Source organism: Providencia huaxiensis (genome assembly GCF_002843235.3).
Classification (GTDB): Bacteria; Pseudomonadota; Gammaproteobacteria; order Enterobacterales; family Enterobacteriaceae; genus Providencia; species Providencia huaxiensis.
In genome coordinates, this window is record NZ_CP031123.2 from 1,981,471 (window position 1) to 2,003,188 (window position 21,718).

General features: G+C 38.7%; 22 protein-coding genes and 1 tRNA gene. 13 read left to right on the forward strand and 10 right to left on the reverse strand.

What is annotated here, in order from left to right; translation table 11 throughout:
- Positions 1-117 precede the first annotated feature (117 nt).
- Together CYG50_RS10990 and yieE are read right to left on the reverse strand one after the other, a co-directional pair.
- Positions 118-1,608, reverse strand: a complete 1,491-nt coding sequence (locus CYG50_RS10990; RefSeq protein ID WP_102137703.1) for an amino acid permease — start codon at positions 1,606-1,608, stop codon at positions 118-120.
- A gap of 294 nt (positions 1,609-1,902) precedes the next feature.
- A complete protein-coding gene (gene yieE / locus CYG50_RS10995) occupies positions 1,903-2,766 on the reverse strand; it encodes a DNA-binding transcriptional regulator YeiE (protein ID WP_102137702.1) in 864 nt (287 codons plus the stop codon).
- A gap of 193 nt (positions 2,767-2,959) precedes the next feature.
- Between yieE and CYG50_RS11000 the strand changes: the two genes are divergently transcribed.
- Entirely contained in the window at positions 2,960-4,039 is a 1,080-nt protein-coding gene (locus CYG50_RS11000; protein ID WP_102137701.1) for a YeiH family protein, read from the forward strand.
- Between the two features lie 100 nt (positions 4,040-4,139).
- Positions 4,140-4,985 carry a deoxyribonuclease IV gene (gene nfo / locus CYG50_RS11005; RefSeq protein WP_102137700.1) on the forward strand — a complete coding sequence of 282 codons (846 nt, stop codon included), beginning with the start codon at positions 4,140-4,142 and terminating at the stop codon, positions 4,983-4,985.
- A gap of 68 nt (positions 4,986-5,053) precedes the next feature.
- Here nfo and fruK read toward each other — a convergent pair whose 3' ends face one another.
- Positions 5,054-5,989 carry a 1-phosphofructokinase gene (gene fruK, locus CYG50_RS11010; RefSeq protein ID WP_102137803.1) on the reverse strand — a complete coding sequence of 312 codons (936 nt, stop codon included), beginning with the start codon at positions 5,987-5,989 and terminating at the stop codon, positions 5,054-5,056.
- A gap of 164 nt (positions 5,990-6,153) precedes the next feature.
- Here fruK and CYG50_RS11015 point away from each other — a divergent pair, with 164 nt between their 5' ends.
- The 3 genes from CYG50_RS11015 to yeiP all read left to right on the forward strand — a co-directional run bounded on the left by CYG50_RS11015 (position 6,154) and on the right by yeiP (position 8,755).
- Positions 6,154-6,591, forward strand: coding sequence for a nucleotide triphosphate diphosphatase NUDT15 (locus CYG50_RS11015; RefSeq protein ID WP_102137699.1), 438 nt, complete (start codon positions 6,154-6,156; stop codon positions 6,589-6,591).
- A 161-nt stretch (positions 6,592-6,752) separates the two neighbouring features.
- Complete coding sequence (gene mtr, locus CYG50_RS11020) at positions 6,753-7,997, forward strand: tryptophan permease (protein ID WP_102137698.1); 1,245 nt, start codon at positions 6,753-6,755, stop codon at positions 7,995-7,997.
- A 185-nt stretch (positions 7,998-8,182) separates the two neighbouring features.
- Complete coding sequence (gene yeiP / locus CYG50_RS11025; RefSeq protein WP_102137697.1) at positions 8,183-8,755, forward strand: elongation factor P-like protein YeiP; 573 nt, start codon at positions 8,183-8,185, stop codon at positions 8,753-8,755.
- A 137-nt stretch (positions 8,756-8,892) separates the two neighbouring features.
- Here yeiP and CYG50_RS11030 read toward each other — a convergent pair whose 3' ends face one another.
- The gene (locus CYG50_RS11030) at positions 8,893-9,237 is read right to left on the reverse strand and encodes a YmdA family protein (protein WP_102137696.1); all 345 of its coding nucleotides are present in this window, start codon (positions 9,235-9,237) and stop codon (positions 8,893-8,895) included.
- A 324-nt stretch (positions 9,238-9,561) separates the two neighbouring features.
- Here CYG50_RS11030 and CYG50_RS11035 point away from each other — a divergent pair, with 324 nt between their 5' ends.
- Both CYG50_RS11035 and mepS read left to right on the forward strand, forming a co-directional pair.
- Positions 9,562-10,161, forward strand: coding sequence for a YrbL family protein (locus tag CYG50_RS11035; protein ID WP_102137695.1), 600 nt, complete (start codon positions 9,562-9,564; stop codon positions 10,159-10,161).
- 757 nt (positions 10,162-10,918) lie between these two features.
- Complete coding sequence (mepS, locus tag CYG50_RS11040; protein WP_102137694.1) at positions 10,919-11,503, forward strand: bifunctional murein DD-endopeptidase/murein LD-carboxypeptidase; 585 nt, start codon at positions 10,919-10,921, stop codon at positions 11,501-11,503.
- A 291-nt stretch (positions 11,504-11,794) separates the two neighbouring features.
- On the opposite strand, the gene CYG50_RS11045 is transcribed toward mepS, so the two are convergent.
- The 3 genes from CYG50_RS11045 to rsuA form a co-directional block, all read right to left on the reverse strand.
- Positions 11,795-12,136, reverse strand: coding sequence for a YejG family protein (locus CYG50_RS11045; protein WP_102137693.1), 342 nt, complete (start codon positions 12,134-12,136; stop codon positions 11,795-11,797).
- 628 nt (positions 12,137-12,764) lie between these two features.
- Complete coding sequence (locus tag CYG50_RS11050) at positions 12,765-13,949, reverse strand: Bcr/CflA family multidrug efflux MFS transporter (protein ID WP_102137692.1); 1,185 nt, start codon at positions 13,947-13,949, stop codon at positions 12,765-12,767.
- Between the two features lie 3 nt (positions 13,950-13,952).
- Entirely contained in the window at positions 13,953-14,675 is a 723-nt protein-coding gene (rsuA, locus tag CYG50_RS11055) for a 16S rRNA pseudouridine(516) synthase RsuA (protein ID WP_102137691.1), read from the reverse strand.
- Positions 14,676-14,898: 223 nt separating this feature from the next.
- Between rsuA and radD the strand changes: the two genes are divergently transcribed.
- Positions 14,899-16,656: a DNA repair helicase RadD gene (gene radD / locus CYG50_RS11060; protein ID WP_102137690.1), complete on the forward strand. Its 1,758-nt coding sequence runs from the start codon at positions 14,899-14,901 to the stop codon at positions 16,654-16,656.
- Between the two features lie 166 nt (positions 16,657-16,822).
- Positions 16,823-17,104 (forward strand): 50S ribosomal protein L25, encoded by a 282-nt coding sequence (gene rplY / locus CYG50_RS11065; RefSeq protein WP_004260060.1) that lies wholly within the window; start codon positions 16,823-16,825, stop codon positions 17,102-17,104.
- Between the two features lie 96 nt (positions 17,105-17,200).
- On the opposite strand, the gene yejK is transcribed toward rplY, so the two are convergent.
- Entirely contained in the window at positions 17,201-18,202 is a 1,002-nt protein-coding gene (gene yejK, locus CYG50_RS11070; protein ID WP_102137689.1) for a nucleoid-associated protein YejK, read from the reverse strand.
- 242 nt (positions 18,203-18,444) lie between these two features.
- Between yejK and CYG50_RS11075 the strand changes: the two genes are divergently transcribed.
- From CYG50_RS11075 to CYG50_RS11085, 3 genes are all read left to right on the forward strand, one after another.
- On the forward strand, positions 18,445-18,672 hold the full coding sequence (locus CYG50_RS11075) for a YejL family protein (RefSeq protein WP_047755730.1): 228 nt from the start codon (positions 18,445-18,447) through the stop codon (positions 18,670-18,672).
- Between the two features lie 21 nt (positions 18,673-18,693).
- Entirely contained in the window at positions 18,694-20,409 is a 1,716-nt protein-coding gene (gene yejM / locus CYG50_RS11080) for an LPS biosynthesis-modulating metalloenzyme YejM (protein ID WP_102137688.1), read from the forward strand.
- 74 nt (positions 20,410-20,483) lie between these two features.
- Positions 20,484-20,560, forward strand: a tRNA-Pro gene (locus tag CYG50_RS11085).
- Positions 20,561-20,685: 125 nt separating this feature from the next.
- Here CYG50_RS11085 and CYG50_RS11090 read toward each other — a convergent pair.
- The gene (locus tag CYG50_RS11090; RefSeq protein ID WP_148241596.1) at positions 20,686-20,952 is read right to left on the reverse strand and encodes a hypothetical protein; all 267 of its coding nucleotides are present in this window, start codon (positions 20,950-20,952) and stop codon (positions 20,686-20,688) included.
- Between CYG50_RS11090 and CYG50_RS23640 the strand changes: the two genes are divergently transcribed.
- Positions 20,869-21,141 carry a GNAT family N-acetyltransferase gene (locus CYG50_RS23640; RefSeq protein WP_168222848.1) on the forward strand — a complete coding sequence of 91 codons (273 nt, stop codon included), beginning with the start codon at positions 20,869-20,871 and terminating at the stop codon, positions 21,139-21,141. The genes CYG50_RS11090 and CYG50_RS23640 overlap by 84 nt on opposite strands.
- Before the next feature lie 18 nt (positions 21,142-21,159).
- On the opposite strand, the gene CYG50_RS11100 is transcribed toward CYG50_RS23640, so the two are convergent.
- Entirely contained in the window at positions 21,160-21,693 is a 534-nt protein-coding gene (locus tag CYG50_RS11100; RefSeq protein ID WP_102137686.1) for a GNAT family N-acetyltransferase, read from the reverse strand.
- Positions 21,694-21,718 lie beyond the last annotated feature (25 nt).

Consider the following 21,718-nt stretch of genomic DNA (forward strand, 5'->3'; position numbering starts at 1 on the left):
GTAAAGCCAAGCATTCAGCATATTTTACCGCCAAAATACCACTTTATTGCCAGCGCTATATATAAAAAAACAGCACCCTATAAAGAGTACTGTTTTCATGATAAGTATTTTAAAAAATTATTTATCTAAATTTTCGCGGTAACTTGGAAAGCTCATGTCTTTATAGCGAATAAACGTAGTTTTCTTCGCTATCTTATAGCCAAACCAAATCGCTAAAAATAATGGGAGACCAATATAAGTTGCAGTAACCCCTACCCAATCAATTTTATCTTCTAAAAAGGCTTGGTAATTTTGGCCTAATGTAATTGTTAAACACAAAATAAAGGCAAAAATAGGGCCAATTGGGAAGAAACCTGAACGATAAGGTAAGTCATTAAGATCTTTCCCTTGTGCAATATAGCCTCTACGGAAACGATAATGGCTAATTGCAATACCTAACCAAGCAATAAACCCTGTCATCCCAGATGTATTTAATAGCCACAGGTACACCGTCTGGTTTCCAAACATAGAACTTAAGAAACACAATCCCGCAACAACTGTTGTTGCTAACAATGCATAACGCGGTACGCCCCCTTTAGATAAACGGGCGAAAATGCGCGGCGCTTTGCCTTCACGCGCTAAGGTATACAACATACGCGTTGATGCGTACATACCCGAGTTACCTGCCGATAATACTGCCGTTAAGATAACCGCATTCATCACTGCTGCTGCGGATAATAGGCCTGCATTTTCAAATACTAAGGTAAATGGACTGACACTAATATCTTTGACATCATTACGCAGTAAACTTGGGTCAGTATAAGGAATGATCAAACTAATAATTAAAATTGCGAAGATATAGAATAACAGTATACGCCAAAATACTTTGCGCACTGCTTTTGGAATATTTTTGGCAGGATCTTTCGACTCACCCGCAGCAATACCAATTAATTCAGTACCTTGGAATGAGAAACCAACGATCATTGCCACACCAATCATCGCTGAGAAACCACCAGCAAAAGGTGCATCACCAATTTCCCAATTATGCCATCCTGCATTCTCTGCACCATTCATGATGCCAAAAATCATTAATACCCCGACGATAATAAAAATAACGACCGTGGTGACTTTTATTAATGAGAACCAGTATTCCGCTTCACCAAACCCTTTAACAGAGATGAAATTCAGTAAGAAAATAATTGCAAGGAAGATCGCGCTCCAAATCCAACCGGGAGTATCTGGGAACCAGTAGGTCATCACCAACTGAGCAGCAACTAAGTCAACGGCAATAGTCACAGCCCAGTTGTACCAGTAGTTCCACCCTAGTGCGAAACCAAAACCTTCATCGACATATTTTGCACCATAGGTTGCAAATGAGCCTGAGACAGGCATATAAGCGGCTAACTCGCCCAAACTGGTCATCAAAAAATAGACCATTAAGCCAATGATGGCATAAGAAAGGAGTGCTCCACCGGGGCCTGCTTGTGCAACCGTTGCACCGGATGCAACGAATAAACCGGTACCGATGGACCCACCGATAGCAATCATCGCAAGATGGCGTGCCTTTAACTCACGGCGTAGTTTTTGTGGGCCGCCCTGCGAGATAGTATTGGTATGTTGTTCTGACATTTGTTCCCTGCATTTTATTATTCAGCTAATATCGCATGGATTCTAGCAAAATAGGCTGTGAGAACTAAGCAACTCTTCACTGTTATAAGATACCTTCATAATTCACATAAAATTATAAGTAAAACGCGTTATTACCCAAGACCGAATATTGTTTCTTTAAAATCTTAGAAAAAACTTAACGTTGTTATTCCTCTGAAGGCTTTAGCCCGTTACGAGGCGGCAAATGATTAGTATGTGGCTTGGGTAATCGAATGCAGCCAACAACGCAACGGACTAAAAGGTAACGAGAGTTTTTTAGTGACAATATGACAACAAATTAGTAATCGCACTCGAAATATGCTTTTGGCGGTGATAAATCAAATATAGCGTTCTTTCTAAATGAAGTTCGTCTATTTTTAACTCAACTAAAGTCCCATTCTCTAATTGCTCTTCGATCACTCGGCGTGATAAACAGCTTATACCTATTCCATATCGGACGGCATGTTTGATAGCTTCTGAATTTCCAAGCTCCATCAAAATATGAAAGCCGGGAAGATGTGCAAATAATAGTTGGTCAAGGACATCCCGCGTACCAGAGCCCCTTTCACGCAAGATCCAAGGAGCGTCACGTAAATCTTTTAAAGAAACGCTTTTATTCGCTAATGGGTTTTGAGGTGAAACAAAAATAACGAGTTCATCTTTTAACCATGCTTTAGAAATTAACTCAGGGCTATGGCAAACGCCTTCAATTAACCCAACGTCCGCTCTAAACTCCATAACGGATTTAATGATCTCTTCTGTGTTACTGATAAAAAGCTCTAAAGGAATATCTGGGTGGTCATGACGATAACCCGCTAAGACTTCCGGTAAAATATAATTACCAATCGTCGTACTGGCAGCAAGACGCACAGCTCCCATCTCTTTTTTAAATAATTGCTCGACCTCTAGCCCTTGCTCTAATAATGCTAAAGCTTTGGGATAAAGCAGCCTTCCGTGCTCATTCGTAACAAGTCGTTTACCCACACGGTCAAATAATTGAACACCTAGTTGACCTTCTAAATCCGTTAGCGACGCACTGACAGCCGACTGTGAAAGCGCTAATAGCTGAGATGCTTGCGTCGTGGAGCCACTTTTTAATACTTCCGTAAAAACCTCAAGTTGCCTAAGAGTAATTCGCATAAAGGTAAGCCCCAACGTGATTTTTAGTATTTGTAATAATAATGTTAATATTAACGATTTATTCGCAATATTCCAGAAGAAACTTATAATCTATTTTGGTGGTAGATTATATAAAAATAATCAATTTAAATTATTATTGCTTTTGTTATATCCTTATTACTAAATCTTATAAGCGGTAATAAAGAGTATTATCATGAATAAAAGTGACACCAACACCCTTGAGCAAAATAGCCTAAGCCCTATATTCAAACTCATACCAGGCATTATTTTAGCGGGTATTCTAACTGCTATTGCAATTTACCTAGGTGACCAACCCTGGTTTATGGATATCGGTTTAGGTGCATTAACCCTCGCAATATTATTAGGAATTATTGTAGGGAATACTTTTTACCCCGTAGCCAGTCGATCTTGTGATGCTGGTACTAAATTTGCCAAACACTATTTCCTACGCGCTGGTATTATCTTGTATGGCTTTCGCCTTACTTTCCAGCAGATCACTGACGTAGGAGCAACTGGGGTAATTATTGATGCTTTAACATTAACATCGACATTTTTATTAGCATATTGGCTAGGTAAAAAAGTGTTCGGTCTTGATGAAGAAACAACATTGTTAATTGGCGCAGGCAGTAGTATTTGTGGTGCAGCTGCCGTCATGGCAACCGAACCTGTCGTTAAAGCTTCTGCGAGTAAAGTCGCTGTTGCTGTTTCAACCGTTGTTATCTTTGGTACGATTTGTATCTTTGTTTACCCTTGGATTTACCAATTAAATGCGCACTTCGGCTGGTTTCCAGCAACAGAAGAAACTTTTGGGATTTATATTGGTTCAACCGTGCATGAAGTTGCACAGGTTGTTGCAGCAGGGCACACCATTGGTACTGACGCAGAAAATGCCTCTGTCATTGCCAAAATGATCCGTGTCATGATGCTTGCGCCTTTTCTAATTATTTTATCGGCTTTCTTAAGCCGTAAAACAGCGGCTAACCAAACAGCCAATAGCCAAAAAAGCAAAATCACTATTCCTTGGTTTGCTGTATTTTTTATTGTTGTTGCAGGTTTTAATTCACTCAACTTACTGCCTCAAGTGTTAGTGCAACAAATCATTGCGTTAGATACAATTTTACTCGCTATGGCAATGGTGGCTTTAGGACTAACGACCCATGTGAGTGCTATTCGCCAAGCGGGTATTAAACCCTTGTTAATGGCGCTGATTCTATTTGTTTGGTTGATTGTTGGCGGGCTTCTAATTAACGTACTGATTCAAAGCATTTTTTAGCATATATCCTCCTCATTTTTAGCCACCTTACTTGGTGGCTTTTTTGTTGATTTCATTTATTTGCTCATTAATGGCATACTCCAAGAAAAAGGAGTCAAAAATGAAATATATTGGAGCACATGTCAGCGCCTCAGGTGGCGTTGACCAAGCCGTTATTCGCGCACATGAAATCAATGCAACCGCTTTTGCTTTATTCACAAAAAATCAGCGCCAATGGAAAGCTGCGCCACTAAGCGAAGACGTGATTAAAAAATTTAAAGATAACTGCAAAAAATATGGGTACGGTAAACACCAGATCCTTCCTCATGACAGCTATTTGATCAATCTAGGTCACCCCGAATTTGAAGCTTTAGAGAAATCTCGTGTCGCTTTTATCGATGAGATGCAACGCTGCGAACAATTAGGTATTGATTTACTTAACTTTCACCCAGGTAGTCATTTAAAGAAAATTGAAATTGACGATTGTTTAGCGCGAATTGCTGAATCTATTAATATTGCCCTTGCTGAGACCGAAGGGGTGATTGCAGTTATTGAAAATACGGCCGGCCAAGGGACTAACTTGGGCTTTGACTTTACACATCTCGCAAAAATTATTGATGGAGTGAAAGATAAAAGCCGTGTAGGCGTTTGTATTGATACTTGCCACGCATTTGCCGCAGGTTATGACTTACGCACAGCCGAAGATTGTGACAAAACATTCGGCCAATTTGCAGAGATTGTTGGGTTTGAATTTCTAAAAGGAATGCACCTGAATGATGCTAAAAGTGAATTTGCCAGCCGCGTTGACCGCCACCATAGTTTAGGTGAAGGGAACATTGGCTTTGCTCCATTTACTTACATTATGCAAGATGACCGCTTTGATGGTATCCCATTGATTTTAGAAACTGTTAACCCCGATATTTGGCCGCAAGAAATTGCATGGCTAAAAGCACAACAAAATAGCTAATTATTTGCTTTCTAATAACCAAAAACCCCTGCATTTATCATGCGGGGGTTTTGGTTGAAACTAATGTACTATAACGACTTCATTTCAATTTTAGCCATCATATCCGCTAATTTGTTTCTATTTTTTAAACCGACATCTGGCTGAGAAACGGATAGCGCGGAAATCGCTGTCGCCATACGTAACGTGTGCTCACTGGATTCACCGTTAAGTAACCCATAAGCTAACCCTGCCACCATGGAATCACCGGCACCAACAGTGCTTATCACTTCACAATGGGGTGGTTTTGCAAGCCAAGAGCCCGAAGCGTTAACCCAAAGGGCCCCTTCTTCCCCTAACGATATGACCACATGGGAAATCCCTTTGTCTCTTAATTCATGCGCTGCGGCCACGACCTCTTGTAAATCAGGAAGTTTTCGGCCAACCCAGCTTTCTAACTCATGACGATTAGGTTTTACTAACCATGGAGATGCTTTTAAACCTGCCTTCAAAGCTTCTCGGCTACTATCAAAAATAATACATGGACATAATTGGCGAAGGCGAGTCATCCAGCGAGTAAATTCTTCTGGGTCAATACCACTCGGTAAACTTCCGCTCACCACAACCATATCGAAATGGCCTAACCAATTGAGCGACTCTGTCGAGAAGCGGTTCCAATCTTCTTTACTAACCTCAAAACCTGAAAAATTGAAATCAGTCGATTCCCCGTTATTTTCAGTGAGTTTCACGTTAATTCGTGTACGCCCTGGCACCATACTAAAGCGATTAGCCATACCATTTTCACTGAAAAAATGTTGGAATTCTTCTTGGTTATCCTTTCCCATAAAACCACTAACAGTGATATCAATACCTAAGTCACGGAGCACTTTTGCGACATTGACACCTTTACCACCCGCATTGAGGCTAGCGGTTTTGACTAAATTGACTTCACCAACTTCGATAGTAGAGCATAAGCCCACAAGGTCGTAAGCAGGATTTAATGTAATTGTAGCAACCCGGCGAGTCATAACCACTAATCTCCCTTATCATGATTATCGTGTCTTTAAATTTAATTATAGTTATAACATTAAAGCATATTGTTTTCAGTGATATTTGTACTTTTTCCTGCTTGTTTTTCTACTAGATTATGTCAGGATCAACGCGCTAAAAAAGAAAACAATAAGGAGAATATATGTCTGAGCCTACCAACGTCGTCGTGGGTGTCGGTGTTATAATCACTAACAAATGTGGGCAAATTTTGATGGGCAAACGCAGCAGTAAACATGCGCCCTATTGGTCTATTTTCGGAGGGCATGTTGACCCAGGTGAATCATTTGAAACCTGTGCCATCCGCGAAATAAAAGAAGAGATTGGTATTGATATTCAAACTCCCACCGTTTTTGGCATCAGCAACAATTTACAGACTTATCAACAAGAAGGTAAACATACCGTTTCTATTTGTATGCATGTTGAATATAGCGGTGATGTGGAGCCTCGAATTATGGAAGCAGACAAATGTGAAAACCTAATGTGGGTTTCACCTGATAACCTCCCAGAACCGCATTTTGAAGCTAGCCGCAATGCCGTAGACCTCTGGCTAACACAACGCTTCTATCACCAAAGCGCCTAATTAATCATAAGCGTACAAATATCTTCGCGTTGTACGTTTATTATCCATCTCGTTCTAATTACTCATTTTTCCCTATTTTATTCTATTTGCCATATTTACAATACTTCACGCTTGCCGTATCATTTAGCTAGTACAGTGAAACATTATATTTAGGAGCCACCATGGCTATTGATGGAACAACACAACAAAAAAATCCTTCTATATTGGGAGGTGCTATGATCATCGCCGGTACTGCAGTCGGTGCTGGTATGTTTTCTATTCCTATGGTGACTTCTGGCGTTTGGTTCACAGGTTCCGTCATACTGTTAATTTATACCTTTGTTTGCATGTTACTTTCTGGGCTAATGATTTTAGAAGCTAATATGAATTATCCAGCGGGTGCTAGTTTCCATACGATGGTAAAGGATTTATTAGGTTCGACTTGGAATTCAATTAACGGCTTATCCGTCACTTTTGTGCTTTATATACTCACTTATGCCTATATTTCTGCAGGCAGCTCTATCATCGCAGCAAACTTGTCAGAAAAAATACAGTTACCACAAGCGGGTGCAGGCTTTATTTTTGCCTTTATTGTGGCTTTTTTTGTATGGCTTTCTACGCGTGCTGTCGATAGGTTAAGTACCATTTTAATTGGCGGGATGGTGCTCACCTTTATTATGTCAATCGGTGGAATGATTTCCACTGCATCGCCCGCAATTTTATTTAACCAGACTGAGCAAAGTGAAAGCCAATACCTTCCCTATGCCTTAGCCGCATTACCTTATTTATTAACCTCTTTTGGTTATCACGGTAATGTTCCAGGATTAGTAAAATATTATAATAAAGATAGCCGTAGTGTTGTTAAAAGCCTAGTCTATGGTGCCACCATTACCGTGGTTATCTATATTTTATGGCAGTATGCTATTCAAGGAAATATTCCAAGAACGTCATTTATTGAAATAAGAGAAAACGGTAATAATATTGATGCATTACTGGCTCAAATGAATATTTCCACCAAAAGTAGTTTTATCTCTCAATTTTTGAACCTGTTTTCATATATGGCTCTAGCGAGTTCCTTTTTAGGCGTATCTTTAGGGTTATTTGATTTTATTGCTGACTTTTTCAAATTTGAAGATAATAAGTTTGGCCGCCTTAAATCTGTCGCAGTCACATTTTTACCACCAACAATTCTCGCGTTAATTTTCCCTAATGGGTTTATTTATGCGATTGGTTTTGCCGGGTTAGCAGCCACTATTTGGGCCGTTATTGTCCCTGCACTGATGGCGAAAGCAAGTCGTAAACGTTATCCAAACAACAGCTATAGAGCACCGGGGGGAAGCTTTATCATTGGCTTCGTGATCCTCTTTGGTTTAGTTAATGCGGTTGCTCATTTATTGTCATTGTCTGGCTTACTTCCTATCTATTAATCATTCCAGTATGAATATAGCCCACGGGTTATATTCATACTTATTGCATTATCCAATAACTGCATTATCTAGAATTGTATTATCCAAAAATTTTTCACTGAAAATTGACTTCAGCATCTTGCCTAATTCCTTATCTGCGAGTAATTTTGTCGCACTCTTTTTGACAACCCCAAAGAAGGTTATTTATGGCCAAGGCCAATGAAATCAAACGTGGTTTAGCAATCAACTACAACGGCAAATTATTACTTGTAAAAGACATTGATATTCAAGCACCTAGCGCTCGTGGTGCGAGTACATTATATAAAATGCGTTTTACTGATATCAAAACTGGCCAAAAAGTTGAAGAACGTTTCAAAGGCGATGATATTTTAGACACAATTTCGCTTACGCGCCGTGGAGTCAGTTTTTCTTATATTGATGGTGACGAGTATGTCTTTATGGATAATGAAGACTACACTCCCTACATTTTCAAAAAAGCAGATATTGAAGAAGAATTACTTTTTATTCCTGAAGAAGGGTTACCAGGAATGCAAGTGTTAACGATGGATGGGCAAGTTCTTGCTTTAGAGTTACCACAAACGGTTGATATGGCCATTATTGAGACAACACCTGCAATTAAAGGGGCGTCTGCCAGTGCACGAACTAAACCTGCAACGATGGCTACAGGGTTAACTGTCCAAGTTCCTGAGTATTTAACCAGTGGTGAGAAAATTCGTATTCATATCGCTGAGCGTCGTTATATGGGCCGTTGTGATTAATTTTTGCTTTTAGTTTCGCAGAAATAATGCTTTATATGCCTATGAGTCTATTGTTCATAGGCATATGCCATTAAAATTAAACATTGCACCCTCATCTCATTTTAGTTTGCTACATTCAATTCTTGCTTATCTCAAGATTAATCGTATTTTATCGTATAAATACCTAAGGTTTTATCTTTATTAATCCAGGTAAATTGTTGAGTACCTTTTTGGTTCGGAAGCAACGTTTCTTGATTTTTTAATTTTTGAATATCTGCAGATGCGGTTTCCAATTTGCCATTATCATTCCAGCATTTAGTTTCAACCCTGTGAACATTCGCTTCGACTACACAAGGCGACGCAACAATAGCACCAGTAAATCGAATAACGGCAGTATTACTCCTTCTCACATCACTGTTTTCAGAGGCAAACATTGAAAAATTTGTACTTAGTGTCGCTACCGCTAGAAAAGTCATTACTATTTTTTTTACTGAGCTATTCATGAAGAAATCTCCTCCTAAAATTATGTTATCGTCACTTTCTGTCATTTATTTACAGTTAAAGTATTTAATTTGGCTAAATTGCCTGAGAACGACATACTAATTCCAAAAAGAAATTAAAAATTTCATTTATAGTCGTAGTTTTTTATTTTTCCTTTTAATTATTTATCCAAATAAAATAAACGACTTACATCACTCTTAATTAACCACACAAAATGCAACACTTTATAAATAGTATCTATTAGCATTGGTTGTATAATTTATAAAAACCGTCGCAATATCACTTGAGGCTTATCCAATAAATCATTAAAAATAGTGTTTATCATCATGAATAAAAATTTAGATAAAAAAATTTCATTACCCTCTACCAACTTGATCGCATCAGGCCGACAACGTGCTTGTTATCAGCATCCTGAGCATCATGACCTATGTATAAAAGTTCATCTAAATGGGAGAGACGACAAAGAAACCTTAAGAGAGATTCGCTATTACAAGCGTTTATATAGAAAAAACTTCACTACAAAAACAATTTCTCATTACTATGGCACCCAACAAACTGATCAAGGGCTGGGTTATGTATTCCAATTAATCAAAGATAAAACAGGAAATGTTTCACACACTTTAGATTATTACCTAAAAAACAAACAACTTTTTTTAAAACATAAAAAAAATATGAAAGTTGCTTACGAGCAATTTAAAAAAAACATATATAAAGAGGCTATCACCACGATGGCGCTAAAAACTTATAATATCGTTTACCAACTAGGTTATAAACCTTGTGGCCAATTTCTTATTATTGATAACCTGGGGTCTGCTAACTTAATCCCCATTGATTATTTTTCAACTAAAATAGCCCGTTCTACACTAAATCGTCGGTTTACCGATTTCGAACAACGGCTTTATCGTGACTATAATATTAAGGTATAGCACACATACTCTGACTTACACTTTACCCTCACCATTAGTATCTGGTTATATTGATTTATTGTGAGCGTAGATTATTTCACATTATCCGATATCAATATCACACAAAGAATATGATTAACAAAAATACTGATATACATACAGTATATTTATTTTTTGAGTATTTTTCATTCTAATGGTGGTTTTTAAGACAAATTAAACTATTCGTTTTCCCCACAAACAAACCTTCGTTAAATATAAATTTAAACTTCTTTACATTTTGAGCTTAAAAAGGACTTAATTATGTAATTACACTGAAATAGCACACAATAAAACGTGATTCAGATCATATTTTATTAGTGATAAACACCCGTTTTATAAGTGAATATACCTCATTGTAGACGACCATCACATAACCCAATGGCAAATAGGCTCTTTTATCTAATGTTTTGTAAATTTCACCCCTATTAACTCGCCATTTTGCTTTTGTTTATGTATGCTCTTAAAGGTTTGATTTGGTACTAATGCGAAACCAAATCTTCCAAGCAAAAAATGTAAAGAATGTCTTAGTAAATTTAGTAAATATTGATATATATCCTATACTCAATAAGTCATTAAATATGATTAACACATTCGAAGTTTGGTAGTGCTGCAATAAACACTTTCTGCGAAAAACACACTTCTATGATTTATAATGCGTTTTTCACAGGGATAGGTTTAGTTTTTTTGTGTCTTTTTACACAATAAAGTACTAGAAAAATGGTAAGGGATATATATAAGAATGCTAACGTCTGAAAAACTTAAGCGCTATGCTTGGCGCATTGTTCCGGCAATTGCCATTGCCGTAACGCTCACAGCATGTACCACCCCAAAGTCAGCTAAGAATACACAATATACTGCCAAATCAGATACACGTATGCTAAATGGCTCTGCTGGCGATTCGTTGACGATGGCATCTCAAGATGAATTCGAAGAGTTAGTACAAAGCGTTGATACTAAGTCTAAAATAATGGACCAATACGCAAGCTGGAAAGGTGTAGCTTATCGCCTTGGTGGCACAACAAAGAAAGGTGTCGATTGCTCAAGTTTCGTTCAGCGCACATTCTTTGAACAATTTGGTGTTGAGCTTCCTCGTACAACATCTGAGCAAGAATCCTCCGGGAAAAGCGTAAAACGTAATAACCTAAAAGTCGGTGATATTGTTTTATTCAAAACAGGCCGCACGATGAAGCATGTTGGTATCTATATTGGTGATGAAAAATTTGTTCATGCATCAACCAGTAGTGGTGTTATCGTTTCTGAAATGACTAACTCTTACTGGAGCAAAAGATATTATGCAAGTAGACGCATTATCAACGGCTCATAAATTTTTGTAGTACCCTATATCCCCTTTCCAATAAAAAAGCTTCCATATGATGGAAGCTTTTTTATTGGAAATCTCTACTGACTAAATTTAGTGGTAGTCATCCGATTTTAAATCAAGAATAACTCAGTCACCAAATTCCACCTCATGATGATACTCATCCAAAAAAACAGTTTTAAATATAGAGCCAAATAAAATCAGTAAGCAAAAACAGTAATAAACAACCGAGCCATCATTACTAAAAAAATATTAAAACATACTCAAAGCTAAGTTCTATAAACTATAGCTCTTAAACTAAGCACTATAAAAACCAGAAGAAAGTTCTGCAATAGCAACACCTGAAGCTTTTAAACGGCACATAGCGGCTAACTCATCATTAGCATGAATGAATAGGCAAATTTCTTTCTGCCACTCTAAGATCGCATTAGCAATTTGCATGTCTGATAATGATTCAGATAATTGCTGCATTGCAATACAGTCTGTCGCACAGTCATGGCTAAGTAATTTCAGCCCCACAAGCTTATCGCTATCGACATCATTCATAGGTACAACTTCAACATCTGTACCTTTTTTGCCTGATAACCAGCGGTAGCTTTGCGGTAGCCTGTGCACCACCGAAAGACCTAATTTTTCCACAAACATATCCTATTGAAACATTTTAGTATTTTGCCAAGTATTGATATTTACTTTCTTACTTGACCTAACACCGGCTTAAGCCAATCATTCATCGTTCAAACCGAACTTTTAGTTATCTAAAAAGTAACATTAATGTTAAATATCGAACCTTAAATATAACATTAAAAAAACAAAATGTCGTTAAATTTTTGTGACACAAATCATTGCATATTCATTTTAATAGTAAATATATTAAAATTTAAACTAATTTTGATCTTCAAGCTCAACATCCAGCTCAAAATACTTAACTTTTTTTTACATTTCTGAAATGAAAATAGTAAAAAAGAGTTTATTCTTGAAGTTAAACCAAATTTTTATTAATGAATAATGTTGCAATGCACATTAAATCATAAAACATAAATTTAACAAATCCAGCCCTAATGATAATTGATTTAGATCATTTTTTAGCAAAAATTTTAAATACCCTGCGTTACTACTCGATTTTATCGAGCAATAATCCTCTATCTCTTATAGATAAAATGAATGATATGGAGAAGTAACTAGAACATGCTTTATTTGATTAGATATTAAAGAAGAGAATTACATGTTCTCAGCTTCATCCTTGAAACTTGAAAACATATGACATGACTTACTTTGTTTTTTTGGCCAATAATACAAACAACATTGAAAATGCAACGCAAGCGACCATTGAACCGACCATTGGCCATGCGCTCTGCGCAGGTATTAGTGATAATAACGTTCCAACGAGCGCACCAATCGAAAACCTGATTGTGCCTGCCAATGAAGAAACCGTTCCTGCAATATGTGGATAATTATCTAAGATCACGGCCATTGCATTCGAAGTGATCATCGCTATGCCACTGACATAAATGGCAACACCGATTACCAGTGTCCAAAAATCTAGCGCAAAGGCTGTTGTCATTAGCAACCACAATCCCATCACGAATTGAATAATAATACCAAAGTAAAGCATTTTTTCTGCACCAAAATGCCTAACATAGCGGCTATTTATTGTCGTCATAATAAATAGGAAGATAATATTGATACCAAAATAGTAGCCAAAATTCTGTGGAGACACCCCGTTCAAATCGATATACACAAAAGCGCCTGCATTTAAGAATGAAAACATCCCTGCAAAGGAAAATGAACTCGCTAATATGTAGAACAGTACCTGTCTTGCCCTAAATAAAGTGGCAAACTGCCTTAATGTTGTACCAATATGAAACTTCTGCCTTTTAGCTACGGGTAATGTTTCCCGCACAAAACAGCTCACTAAAACGACAGCGATAACCGCTGCAATGGCGATGCTCCAAAAAATTGCATGCCATGAGAACCAACGCATTAACTCTCCCCCTAAAATAGGGGCTAGCAACGGTGCTATTGTCATCACTAATACAACAAAAGACATACTTCTTGAAAATTCATCACGGGTAAACATATCCCGCATAAGCGCGTTAATCACAACACTTGCAGCGGCAGCGGCAAAACCATGTAAGAAACGCAACCAAATCAGTGAATCAATCGATTCAGTGATAGCACAGGCCGCTGAAGCGATTGCAAAAACGACGACACCACCTAAAATAACGGGTTTACGCCCAATGCTATCTGCCATCGGACCATAAAATAATTGTCCTATAGCAAAACCAAAAATGTAGCTATTGAGCGTCATCTGAATGCGCCCTTCATCTACATTAAAATAATGCATCATCGTCGGAAAGCTTGGTAGGTACATGTCGATAGCCAATGGCATTAGCATCGATAATAAACCTAGAATTAATATCAGCCCCAAATAGGATGAACGCTGCTGTTGCACTCTTTAAACTCCTGCTGTTTTTTTACGTGGTACATTAATACTGTTGATCTCTTCTTCCGTCAGTGGGCGGTATTCTCCTGGTTCAAGCGTCTCATCTAGCCAAATTTCGCCAACGCGCTCACGATGTAGCCCACAAACATGGTTTCCTACTGCAGCAAACATGCGTTTTACTTGATGATAGCGCCCTTCACTAATCGTCAATCGGACATCTCTAGGGCTAATAATTTCCAGTTTCGCCGGTTTAGTTGGGTGTTTTTCCCCGTTAAGCATAACGCCCTTAGCAAACTGCTCGGCAACATCATTGGCGATGTCGTCACTCAATTGAACTCGGTATGTTTTTTCACAGTGATGCTTCGGTGAAGTAATGCGATGTGACCATTGACCATCATCAGTCAATAACACAAGACCCGTTGTATCGATATCTAAACGCCCTGCTGAATGCAGTTTTTGTGCAAGAGGCTCATCAATAAAAAAAAGAATTGTTGGATGTGTTGGGTCATCTGTTGAGCAAATATAGCCTTGCGGTTTATGTAACATAAAATAACGCGGCCCAGTAACTTGTACGAGGACATTACCATCATAAGCGACTTCATGGTCAATCGTAACTTGAAAGGCACCTGATTTAACGATTTCATCGTCAACTGTTACAAGCCCTGCGCGCAATTCTCGCGCTACCAAACTTCGGCTTATCCCTAATTGCTGGGACAAAAATTTATCCAGTCGCATAGATTCTCTTAACTTGATGGAATGCCAGTGAAGCGTACAATAACGCTCAACTGTCAGAATATAGAGTGAAAGGTTGTTGTGATTGTTATCACATTATTCATTATAACAATAACCCCTGTGAAGTGATAGTTTCCCTGAAGCTACAGGCATCTTTAGACAGACTCATCGTTTTAAATTAAATTTAACGTCATTCACCTGACTGAATTACATAATACTGAATAATATGTCTTTTATTTTACGCCCTTACCAACAAGAAGCTGTCGATGCGACAGTGAGTTATTTCCGTAAGCAGACTCACCCTGCCGTGATTGTCTTGCCAACTGGCGCAGGTAAAAGCTTAGTGATTGCCGAATTGGCCCGACTCGCTCGAGGACGAGTACTGGTAGTAGCGCATGTAAAAGAATTAGTTGAACAGAACCATGCTAAGTACCTCGCATATGGCCTGCAAGCTGATATTTTTGCAGCAGGATTGAATCGCAAAGAGTCTCAAAGCAAAGTCGTTTTCGGCAGTGTGCAATCCGTTGCTCGCAATCTTAAAGCATTTGACGCACATTTTTCCCTAGTAATTATTGATGAGTGCCACCGTATAAGTTTGAATGATAAGAGCCAATACCAACAGATTATTCAAGTTTTACAAGCAAATAACCCTTCATTACGTATTTTAGGCTTAACAGCCACCCCCTACCGCCTCAACAGTGGCTGGATTTACCAATACCATTACCATGGCATGGTACGCGGTGATGAAAATTGTTTTTTCCGTGAGTGCATCTATGAATTACCACTACATTATATGATTAAAAACAAGTTCTTAGTCCCGCCTGAACGGCTTGACATGCCTGTTTTACAATATGATTTTAGCCAGGTTTCACTTACATCATCGGGTATTTTTAACGAACAAGAACTTAATTTGTCGTTAAAAAAACAACAACGCATTACACCTAAAATTATTGAGCAAGTTATTGAATATGCAGCACCTTTGCAAGGCTGTATGATCTTTGCTGCAACGGTCGAACATGCAAAAGAAATTTTGGGCTATTTACCTCAGGGTCGTGCTGCATTAGTGACAGCTGAAACCCCGGCTGCTGATAGGCAATCAATTATTAAGCAATTTAAAAACAAAGAACTACATTATCTCGTTAACGTTTCAGTGTTAACAACCGGGTTTGATGCTCCTCATGTGGATGTGATTGCTATTTTGCGACCAACAGAGTCAGTGAGTTTATACCAACAAATTGTTGGTCGAGGATTACGCCTTTCTGAGGGAAAAACACGCTGTTTAATCTTAGATTATGCAGGGAATCCACATGACCTATTTCGACCAGAGGTGGGCTCAAGTAAACCGAATTCAACCAGTGTGCCGGTACAAGTTTTCTGCCCATTGTGCCAATTTGCGAATATTTTTTGGGGAAAATGCACCTCTGATGGCCAAATTATTGAACACTTTGGCCGGCGTTGCCAAGGCTGGGAAGAAGACGAAAATGGGCAGAAACAGCAATGTGAATTCCGTTTTCGCTTTAAGCAATGCCCACACTGTGGCGCTGAAAACGATATAGCCGCTCGTCGCTGCCAAAAATGCCAAGAGGTGCTTACCGACCCTGACGATATGTTAAAAGCCGCATTAAAACTTAAAGATGCATTGATCATTCGTTGCGGGGGAATGCAATTTATCACAGGGAATGATGCCAAAGGCGAATGGATTAAAATCAACTATTATGATGAAGATGGAACCTGTGTTTCAGAACGTTTTCGCCTAGCAACTCCTGCGCAAAAACGCGTGTTTGAATACCGTTTTTTACGGGAGCATCAACGTGCCCCAGGTGTTCCATTTAAGTGGAATAATGCAAATGATATATTATTGCAGCAATCTTTATTACGATATCCCCAATTTATTGTCGCTCGCAAAAAAGAACGTTTCTGGGAAATTCGAGAGAAAATCTTCAATTATCAAGGGCGTTTTCGCGTTGCAGATCCCCTATCGTAAAGCGAAAATGATCATAATGATTGCTGGATGACGGATTTTTCGTTAAAATGCCGCCCGCCTTCCGATATCTTGTTCTCTGAATGAAGTATCCCTAGGCCAAATCTCGAACCTGCTGCTGGGTCGCCTGTAGCAGGAATTTATATTTTCTTTTTATAGAGAAATAGTAATGTTAACTATCAATGCAATTGAACGTAAAGAGCAGGGTAAGGGTGCGAGCCGCCGCCTGCGCAGAGATAACCAGCTTCCAGCTATCGTTTACGGTGGCAACCAAGAAGCAATCTCTGTAACTCTTAACCACGATGAAATCATCAACCAAGAAAGCAAAGCAGAATTTTACGAAGTTCTGAATCTGGTTATCGATGGTAAAGAAACAAAAGTAAAAGTTCAGGCTGTTCAACGTCACCCATTTAAGCCAAAAGTGACGCACATTGACTTCCTGCGCGCTTAATTAAAGCCCACAGCCGAGCTTTAGAATTTTCGGGACGCCGAGTAAATAACGCCGCAATTGCGGCGTTATTTATTTCTAGCGATTCAACACCATAACTTATTTAGTACCACGGCGTTGTAATTGGTCCCGCAAATTAGGTGGTGTGCCGCGAATGGTTAACGTATCAGTGACAGGATCCCAAAAGATACGCTCCCCCATGAGCATCGCATCAAAGCTAATCGTGATCCCTCCACCACTCCCCGAAAACTTCGTTAATTGTTTTAACGTTCCTCTATCGGCAGGGAAACTTTCTTCGAGTTGATAATCATTTTGGCGAGCGAAATCATCGAAGCTTTGTTCTTCCACCATTGGTAACTCTTTTGCCAATGCTTCTAACTCAATTTCTTCACCTGATTGTAATTGCTCCGTGCAATAGCTATGCACTTGCTGGCGATAAGCTTGACGAGTATTTTTATCCATCTGAGCATTGTCACAAAAATCATCAAGTGCTTGAACTAAGCCTTTATTTTGAACTTTTGCATTTAGCCCTTCAGACGCAGCTAAAAAATCCATAAAGAAGTCAGAGACTTTTCGTCCTACTCTACCTTTTAAAAAGGTTAAATAGCGTTTTGACTCTGGATTGGTTTCCCATTCGGTTAAATCAATACGAGCGACAATATCCGCATGAGGAATATCTAAATAATGAGTTGTGCCTAAATCTAATGATTCCGTGACAAACATGCTGTCACAACTATTGAGCACTGCAATTAATAAGTATTCGACTGCAAGGTAACGGTATTGACAGAAAAGAACGACGCCCCCTTCAGCAAAAGGATATTTAGCTAATTCATCTTTCAAGCGAACGGTCATCGCACGACTAAAACCTAAAAATTCGTCCTCACCTTTGCGCAATAGTTTTAATGCATCAGCAAGTTCACTTTCTTCGTTAAACTCACCAAATGCTTTACTTTTTGCACTATAGACGCGGTGTAACTCTGCCATCATGTCTTGTACGACACCATCTGCTGTTAATAAAGAATCCCGCAACATCACCTCGAGGGTTTGTTCATCTCTTTTAATTAACTGGTGTAAAGCTATCTGGTTAATTTCCAGACTCATTGTTGGCTCCTTCGAAATAGCAGAAATAATGTTGCGCGTATTCAAACACTGATATTATTCCTCTGCAATAGAAACTATCATTTGTGCAAATTTTAACCCCACCCTGCTGAACTTATGCACACTTTACGAATCTGAATTAGCATTATTATCACTTAAACAAAAATTTGTTGCGAAGAAAGAAGAAAAACCAACTGTGATACGCTATGATATGTAGCTTTCATTAATTTAGGATGTCTCAATTTATGCCACAATCATCTCGCTATAGTGATGAAAAAGTTGAAGGTTTACTTTCTGACCTTGTTAGTGTGTTAGAAAAAAACCACACCCCTGTTGACCTTTCCCTTATGGTGTTAGGTAACATGGTCACGAATCTGCTAAATACGTCGGTTGCACCTGCACAACGTAAAATGATTGCAGAATCATTCGCAAATGCATTACTTTCTTCTGTTAAAGAAGATAAATCACACTAATTGATTAATGAAATAAACAGTATGGTCACCCACCTGCGCTACCGTGACAAAGTCTCTAACATGATTGGTTGGGGGCACTGGTTTGCACTATTCAATATACTGCTTAGCCTCGCGTTAAGTAGCAGCTACCTGTTTATTTTTGATTGGCCAGACACCCTAACTGGTCGAGTTTATGCCTTCGTCAGTTGGTTAGGTCACTTTAGCTTCGTGGTCTTTGCGGCCTACTTACTAATTATTTTTCCACTGACCTTTATTGTCATGTCTCAGCGGTTGCTGAGGCTACTTTCTGTTGCCCTCGCGACTGCAGGGATAACCCTTTTAATTTTTGATATCCGTGTTTTTAGCCAGTTTGGTTTGCATCTAACACCACAGGTTTGGGATTTAGTCATTAACCCCACAAAAGGCGAAATGGCTCGTGAATGGCAGCTGATGTTTATCGGTATCCCAATTATCTTTCTCGTTGAAATGTTATTTGCAACTTGGAGTTGGCAAAAACTGCGCAGCTTAAGCCGGCAAACCTTTGGTAAACCGCTTGCAGGTATTTTTATTGTGACTTTTATTATGTCACACCTGATGTATGCATGGGCCGATGCGAATTTTTACCGCCCTATCACTATGCAGCGTTATAATTACCCATTATCACAACCGATGACCGCACGGAAACTTCTTGATAGATATGGCTTATTGGATTTAACAGAACATCAAAATCGTGTCTTCCAGCAAGGTAGTCCGACCGCCCTTAAGTTGAATTACCCATTAAAACCATTAAGCTATTATGACCAAGGTTCAGGCTATAATTTATTATTATTAGTGGTTGATGACCTCGGTGATAAGTCACAACAAGATTCGATAAATGCCCTGAATGAGTTTAAATCAATCAGCACACAGTTTACCAACCATTATACAACTGGGTTACGTAACGATACCGCCTTGTTTGGTTTATTCTATGGGATTTCATCGACTTACTTTGATAATATTCTTAATGGCCGCCATCCATCTAGCCTGATTGAAGCCCTTCAACATCAAGGGTATCAGTTTGGTTTATTCTCAACGGATGGCTTTAACTCTCCATTATTCAGGCAAGCTATTTTAGCCGATTACTCTTTGCCTGCCAAAACTGCAGATAACGATAGCTTGACCGTTTCTCAATGGAATAATTGGTTAGATAACCTTAAAAATGGGTCGCCTTGGTTCTCGTTCCTTAACATTACTGGCACACCGGGTAGTGCAAAAACCAACGAGCAGATCAAACGTGTAATGGCGGCATTGCAACGTGATAACCGGTTAGAAAATACTATTGTTATTGTGACTGCCAATTACAATAATCAAGGTAAATCAGAAAACGATTGGTTAGACGGCAAACACTTTAATCGAGATAACATGCAGGTGCCTCTATTTATTTACTGGCCGAATACCCCTGCGCAACAAATAGATAAACTGACTAGTCATCAAGATATAATGACTACGCTAATGCAGCGTTTATTACATGTCACAAACCCACCAGATGATTACAGCCAAGGTGAAGACTTATTTAGTATTAAACGTACTTATCCATGGGTGATCACCGGTGATAACGACGATGTTGTGATTACCACTGACAATGCCACCCTTTATATGGATCAAAATGGTCAGTTTAATATCTATGATAAACAAGGTGCTATCGAGAAGAATGAAAAACCTGATTTAGCTGAGTTGTTGAAGATCTTTACTGAATTAAAGCGTTTTAATGAAAATTAAGTGCTTAAATATCAACCAGTCGCATCATGAGTCTATTGCTTTTAGAAGCAAATTGAGTAGTATAAATCAGAGTTCGGCATGTAGCGCAGCTTGGTAGCGCACCGTCATGGGGTGTCGGGGGTCGTAGGTTCAAATCCTATCATGCCGACCAACTTATTCTAAGAAAACCAACCTGTTACGGTTGGTTTTTTTGTGCCTGAAATTTTAGGTGGGTAAACGTCGGGTAAAAGTCAGGTAAAAATCCGACATGGTTACATTAGCTTTTACCCTTCTTTTTTAGGATTTATCATCCTGCAGATCACCTTCAACAGCTTCCTGCTCTACCCTTTCCGCTTCCTCTGCTGCACGCTTAGCTTCTTCTTGCGCTAATCGCTCCGCTTCTAGCTTAGCGAGTCCTTCTGCTCCAGCTTGCTTTTGATTGTAGAGTGAGTTGGATGGCATGTTTACACGAACAATATATTGGCGTATGGCGTAATAAACCAACGTTTTTTTGCTCATAGCTTCATTGAACTGCTTATGGTAAATCGCCAGTATCGTCGGCAAGGCCTTGGCCTCACTTTAATTAATAAACTAAAAATGCAGAGTAAATCCCAAAAGATTTTTACTTCTACAAATCAATCGAATACAGCAACTCAACACCTCTTAATAAAAGCTGGCTTTATTCCTAGTGGCTACATTGAAAATTTAGATGATAATGATCCCGAACTTATCTATTGCTATATACCTGAGTAAAACCATCTACATAATGAACTATAATAGCGTTTTATTCATCACAACCGTTTGTAAGATATGATTAAATTGCTGATACACTTCTTGAGCTATCACTTCTGGATAGCTTAATACGCTAAGCTTATGTGGCTTATTTTTTGGGTAATAACTTGGGTGTGCGTGAGCATATTCGTTTTGCTGAAAACCGCAATGTTGATAAAAAGACCAACGTTTTTGACTCACATCATCAATAATAGGATCGATTTCTAGGATCACTTTGCCTACGTCATGACAAAACTGCTTTAATACCCTTTGCCCATAACCTTGCCCTCTTAATACAGGGGAAATAGCAAAGTGTTCAATATAATAATAATCTTCGATTTTCCAACACCCAATAAAACCAATGAAAATATCATTTTCTTTGAAATTGAGTAAATAATAGTCACCATGATTTAATATTGCATCTCTTCCTTGATAGCTTCTTTGTTCATACAATGGAAAAGCTGTGTCATACAACTGGTTAATCATTGCTATCGCTTGGCTATCTTCACTTGAAACTCTTAAAGCATATAACATTTAATTGTAACTCACCTTCATAGAA